A 5,600-nucleotide genomic window follows, 5' to 3' on the forward strand; every position below is an offset into this window, starting at 1 on the left:
TATCCCCTTGCACCAGAACAAGCCGTCGTGTTGACAGCAGGCATTGATGTGCAAAATGATCGTTTAGAGCTTGAAGTAGTGGGATGGGGGCGTAGTGAAGAAAGTTGGCATATTGATTATCAAGTGATCCTTGGTGATCCCTCTTCTTTTGAAGTGTGGGACCAATTGGATGAATATCTTGCAAAACGCTGGCCACATCCAGGCTATAAAGAAGGGATTAGGATAACAGCGGCTTGTATTGATACCGGTGGTGGACATACACAGGCAGTTTATAATTATGTACGCCCGCGTGAGGGGCGGCGCATCTGGGGTATTAAAGGACAGGCGGGATGGCGTGCGGTATGGCCACGCCGACCAAGCAGAAACAATAAAGGACAGATTAATCTTTATATTGTTGGGGTTGATGCCGCAAAAGATATCATTACAGCACGATTTAAAAAATCGGGTCCTGAAGCAACGGGGGCTGGTGCAACACACTTTCACAAAAGCCTTGACCTGGAATATTTTGACCAGCTAACCGCTGAAAGAAAAGTCATCAAATATTTTAAAGGCTTCAAGCGTATTGAATGGCAAAAAAGTGAAAAGGCAAGAAACGAAGCCTTGGACTGTAGGGTCTATGCTTATGCTGCTTTACAAGGTCTGATTTCGGCAGGAATAAACCTTAATCGAGAAGTCGATATCTTAGAAGAGCGTTTGGAAAAACTTAAAATTGAAAGTTCTGTAGAGCAACCAACATCTGGGATTTCTTCATTCACTTCTCCAAGAAGATCTCAGATAGCACAACCTCAAAGGAAACAATCCAGAACAGTGATGAATCCTTATATGCAAGGGGATTGGAGGTAATTTGTGGATGAAACTTTAGGACAATTTAACAGCAAAATTGACAGACTGGAAAGTTTAAAAAGGCGGCGAGAGCAAATTGAAGAGGCTCTTTATTCGGGTGCGCAATCAGTGCGTCACGGCGATAAGCAAGTCAGCAACCGCTCTGTTGAGGAACTGCGCAGAGCTCTTGAAATGATCAATACGCAAATAGCGGACCTTGAAGGGCGTAAAGGTTCACGCGTGTTCTATTTTAATATCTCACGAGGCTATTAATGGCTGGCTTTATCAATAAACTTACGGGCTTTTTTACAATTTCTCGTCAACACAATCCCCATTTTGAAGCGGCAAGCAAAAGCCGTCGCATGGGTGGTTTTGATCCCGCAAAAAAACATATCAATAAAGCGATTGAAGAATGCGGTGATACCATTGTTGCCCGTTCAAGATGGCTTTATGACAATGAAGCTCTTTACGGTTCTGCGACTGAAGAATGGGTCTCTGCGGCTGTCAGTGATGGGATTAAACCTTATCCTCGCATTGAAGGTTTTCAAGAAGAAAAGAAAAAGCTTTTAGACTTATGGTGGCAATGGGCTGATGAAGCAGACTACGACGAAGATGCCAGCTTTTATGGGCTGCAAGCAACCATTGCACGAGAGGTCTTTTTAACCGGCGAATGCTTTGTAAGATTGCATTATGTTGACCTTTATGGGCGCTCTGGTGTGCCGCTTCAATTACAAGTTTATCCTACTGAAATGCTGGATCTCACCTATAATGGACCTGCTGAAATTGAAGGCAATTACATTCGTATGGGAATTGAATTCGATGCCAGTGGTAAGCGCGTTGCTTATCATTTCTGGGAACATCATCCCTATGATGATTGTCCTGCAAACAGAGCCTTTAAGAGCCAAGAGCGCATACGTGTGCCTACTGAAATGGTCATTCATATCAAAGAACGCCGGATTGCCGGACAATTGCGCGGTTCTCCCAAAATAACGCGCTGTATGACAAAGATCTTTCAACTCGAATCCTATGATGATGCAGAACTTGATCGAAAAAGGACGGCGGCTCTTTTCGCGGCGTTTGTCAAGGACAATTCCCCAAACGTCGCAAAATTATCCGATAATCGTGATAAAAACGACGTTGAAGAAGAATACGAAGCACCTGCCATTGCACCCGGTGCATCTCTTTATTTAGGAGAGAATAAAGAGGTTACATTCTCTAACCCTGTTGAGGTTGGAGGTTCTTATGAGGCTTTCCAATTTCGCAATATTTCAAAAATTTGCTCGGCTCTCAATATGCCTTATGCCGTTGTGACTGGAGACGTTACGCGCGGTAATTTTTCCAATGTGCGAACCTCTATCATTCAGTTTAGACGGCATGTCAAACAATGGCGTGAACATATCATTGCCTTTCAGTTTAACCGCATTGTTTGGGAACGTTTTGTTGAAATGGCAGTACTTTCTGGACGCGTTCACTTACCCGGATGGGAAGAAAATTCCTTGCCATGGCTTCAATGTGAAAGCTTTGCGCCCCCGCTTGAAATGATTGATCCAAACAAGGATATCACGGCAGAAAAAGAAGAAATTCGTGCAGGCTTGAAAACACGACGCATGGCACTGGCCGAGCGCGGCTTTGATATCGACAGCATTCATGCCGAACTGCAAGAAGAGCACACAGACGCTCGTGCACGCGGCTTATCTTTTGACACGGATATGGCAGCGCCTTCTGGTGAAAATCAAGCGATTGATGATGAAGATTCAGAGACTTCTGAGACTTATGAAAACAACCAAGACAGTAAGGCGCAGACAAATGGTGAATAATCTCGACATGCCGTTTTTGGCATCACGGCTTTTTGGAGTTCCACACATGCTTGCCTCCACAAAGCTTGATATTATTCTCAATGCTCTTGCTCCACGGCTTTTTGCAAGTGAAAAGTTTCCCATTGAAGCTTATTCGCAAGGGAGTACAGAAGCTTTAAGACCACCAGAAACCTATGTGGTGCAAAACAATGTTGCTATAATACCGGTTCATGGCACGCTTGTACGCCGCGGTGCATGGCTTGGAGCTTTATCGGGATTGACGTCTTATGAAGGGTTAAGGGCTTCTTTTCGTGAAGCCATGGCACAGCCTGATGTTCATGCCGTCTTACTTGATATTGACAGTGGTGGTGGAGAAGCCGGTGGCATCTTTGATTTGGTTGAAGAGTTTCAAACCCTTTCAAAACAATATAACAAACCCATTTGGGCGCATGCCAATGAATTTGCTTGTTCTGCAGCTTATGCCATTGCTTGTGCGGCTTCTCAAATATGGGTTGCACGCACCGGTGTTGTAGGCTCGATTGGGGTTGTTTGCGCCCATCTTGACCAATCTCGTGCAGATGAGCAACACGGGCTTAAATGGACCTTCGTTTTTGAAGGTGATCACAAAACCCATGGCAATCCTCACGAACCCTTGAGCGATACAGCACAAATAAAAATGCAAGCCGATTGCGCCCTGCTCTACGAAATGTTTGTCGATTGGGTTGCAAAAAACAGACCTCTGAGTGCGGACGCAATTCGTGACACAAAAGCAGAAACTTTTATAGGCACCCAAGCTTTAGAGCTTGGATTAGCAGATGCGCAGGGCACCCTTGCGCAAGCTTTGGAAGCCTTAACGGATTCCATATCACAAAACCCAACATCAACAAAAGAAGGAAAAAACACATGGCACGCACACAATACCGCGCCCAAGAAGAGGATGACGAAAAGATCGTCGACATCATCAATGACGAGGAAGAGGACGAAGACGATAGTGACATCGACAAAAACGCCGAAGACTTCGACGATGAAGAAGAAAACGAAGACGAAGATGAGGACGAAAATAAACAAGAAAGCATAAAAGCTGCTCTTGAAAAGGAAAGAAAACGTGGCAAGGCACTAACAACCCTTGAAAGGCAAGCAAAGCACTTAGGCGTTTCTTTTGACGCAGCAAAAGCTATTCAAAACGGTATGAGTGTTGAGAAAGCACGCCAGTGTGTATTGACGGCTGCTAGCTCTCAAAGCGCGTCTTTAAAAGTCTCGCCTTATACCCCTCACAGTGATGGAACGAGCAAGGCAAAAATTCATACAAAATGGGAAACAGCTTGGAGGGCAATAAAATGAATAATATTATTTATGAAGACGTACGCAATGGCGCTTATCTTGGACCCTACGATACGGATATGTCAAACGAAGAAGTGGTTTTTGCATCAGGAGCCTTCATTGAAGCAGGAACTGTCATGGGGAAAATTACAGCATCAGAAAAATATGCCCCCCTTAATCCAGCAGCATCAGATGGCAGCCAAATCCCTGCTGGAATTTCTTTTGCCACTGTTGATGCCTCTCAAGCCGATCAACGTGCCGTGATTACAGCACGCTTATGCACTGTAAAAGCTTCTGAATTGCTATGGCCAGATGCCATTACAGATGAACAAAAAAGTGCTGCCATTCAGTCTCTCGAAGATCATAACAATATTTTATTGCGATAGGAGAATGCGCACATGGATATGAACTTTTTTAAACACGACGCTTTCTCTGCCACCACAATGATGAAAGCGATTGAAAACTATGAGTTTCAACCGGGACTTATTAGTTCTCTTGATCTTTTTGAGGAAGTGGAAACAAGCACCACAGTGGTTGGTATTGAAAGACGTGACAATACATTGTCCTTGATTCAAACCAGTGAACGTGGCGCCCCCTTAGCAGAAGGTGATAGAGATGGGCGTAATCTTCGGTTTTTCAAAACAACACGGATTGCCAAAAGTGACACGGTGAAATCAGAGGAAATCCAAAACCGGCGTGAATTTGGGACAGAAGATCAACTCGAGACGGCAATGAAATATATTGCCAGAAAACAAAAGAAACTGATTTCTGAAATCGAATTGACATGGGAAAACATGCAACTTGGCGCTGTTCAAGGGGTGGTTCTTGATGCCGATGGTTCAGTGATTGTTGATTGGTACAAGGAATGGGAAATCGCACCACCAAAGCCGATTGACTTTAAATTAAATAATGAATCAACCAATGTTGCTGATCATGTTGATCAAGTCATTATGAAAATGATTGAAGCTTCAAAGGGAGCATTCACTGATCGTTCACGCATTATTGGGCTTTGTGGAAATGAGTTTTTCTCCAAATTGAAAAACCATAAAACAATTCGTGAGACTTATCTCAACACAGCTCTTGCACAAACTTTGAATAGTGCTGGAGGAGTTGCAACACCAAGCGCAATTGGTTCGGGGAGCTTTGGTAGCTTTGACTTTGCGGGTGTGACTTTCATTAATTACCGGAGTATTCATAACTATAATGTGAGTGCGAAGGCTGGAACAAAGCGCGCCATAGGCATTAAGCCTGATGAATGTCAATTCTTGCCTGCCAATGCACCGGGAGTGTTTCAAAAAACCTTTTCTCCTGGAGAAAGCTTGGATTTTGCCAACACGGTTGGAAAACCCCTCTACACGATGCTTATCGTCGACCACGACCGTAATGCATGGGTAAAACCGGAGGTCTATAGCTATCCGCTTTATATTTGCACGCGTCCTGAAATGCTCTTTAAAGCGGTCAGTGGAGGAAAATAACATGCGATGGCATGGGTTGCTTAATAAAATGATTCAAGACGTGCGCAACACTTTTGGGCAACCCGTCATCTACACGCGAAAGGATAATCAACAATCATTTCAAATTACAGCGATTTACACCATTAAACATTCGGAATCGGACGCCGGTGGCAGAATCTCTACCACAATTGCAAGAAAGGAACTTGAT

6 protein-coding genes and 1 pseudogene are annotated in these 5,600 nt (G+C 44.1%); all 7 read left to right on the forward strand.

The annotated features are described in order from the left end of the window. The coding region (locus tag ACFINA_RS09225) for a terminase gpA endonuclease subunit (RefSeq protein ID WP_375615481.1) at positions 1-843 on the forward strand (843 nt) is incomplete at its 5' end. A 3-nt stretch (positions 844-846) separates the two neighbouring features. Further along, positions 847-1,095 carry a phage head-tail joining protein gene (locus tag ACFINA_RS09230; protein WP_375615482.1) on the forward strand — a complete coding sequence of 83 codons (249 nt, stop codon included), beginning with the start codon at positions 847-849 and terminating at the stop codon, positions 1,093-1,095. Beyond that, complete coding sequence (locus ACFINA_RS09235; protein WP_375615483.1) at positions 1,095-2,639, forward strand: phage portal protein; 1,545 nt, start codon at positions 1,095-1,097, stop codon at positions 2,637-2,639. The genes ACFINA_RS09230 and ACFINA_RS09235 overlap by 1 nt, the downstream gene beginning before the upstream one ends. Beyond that, a complete protein-coding gene (locus ACFINA_RS09240) occupies positions 2,629-3,696 on the forward strand; it encodes a S49 family peptidase (protein ID WP_375607154.1) in 1,068 nt (355 codons plus the stop codon). Before ACFINA_RS09235 ends, ACFINA_RS09240 begins: the two co-directional genes overlap by 11 nt. Before the next feature lie 259 nt (positions 3,697-3,955). Continuing rightward, on the forward strand, positions 3,956-4,324 hold the full coding sequence (locus tag ACFINA_RS09245; RefSeq protein ID WP_375609570.1) for a head decoration protein: 369 nt from the start codon (positions 3,956-3,958) through the stop codon (positions 4,322-4,324). Positions 4,325-4,336: 12 nt separating this feature from the next. Further along, complete coding sequence (locus ACFINA_RS09250; protein WP_375615484.1) at positions 4,337-5,413, forward strand: major capsid protein; 1,077 nt, start codon at positions 4,337-4,339, stop codon at positions 5,411-5,413. A 1-nt stretch (position 5,414) separates the two neighbouring features. After that, positions 5,415-5,600: pseudogene (locus tag ACFINA_RS09255) on the forward strand (hypothetical protein); the annotation flags it as partial.

The organism is Bartonella sp. AC10YNML, assembly GCF_042196825.1.
Taxonomy (GTDB): domain Bacteria; phylum Pseudomonadota; class Alphaproteobacteria; order Rhizobiales; family Rhizobiaceae; genus Bartonella.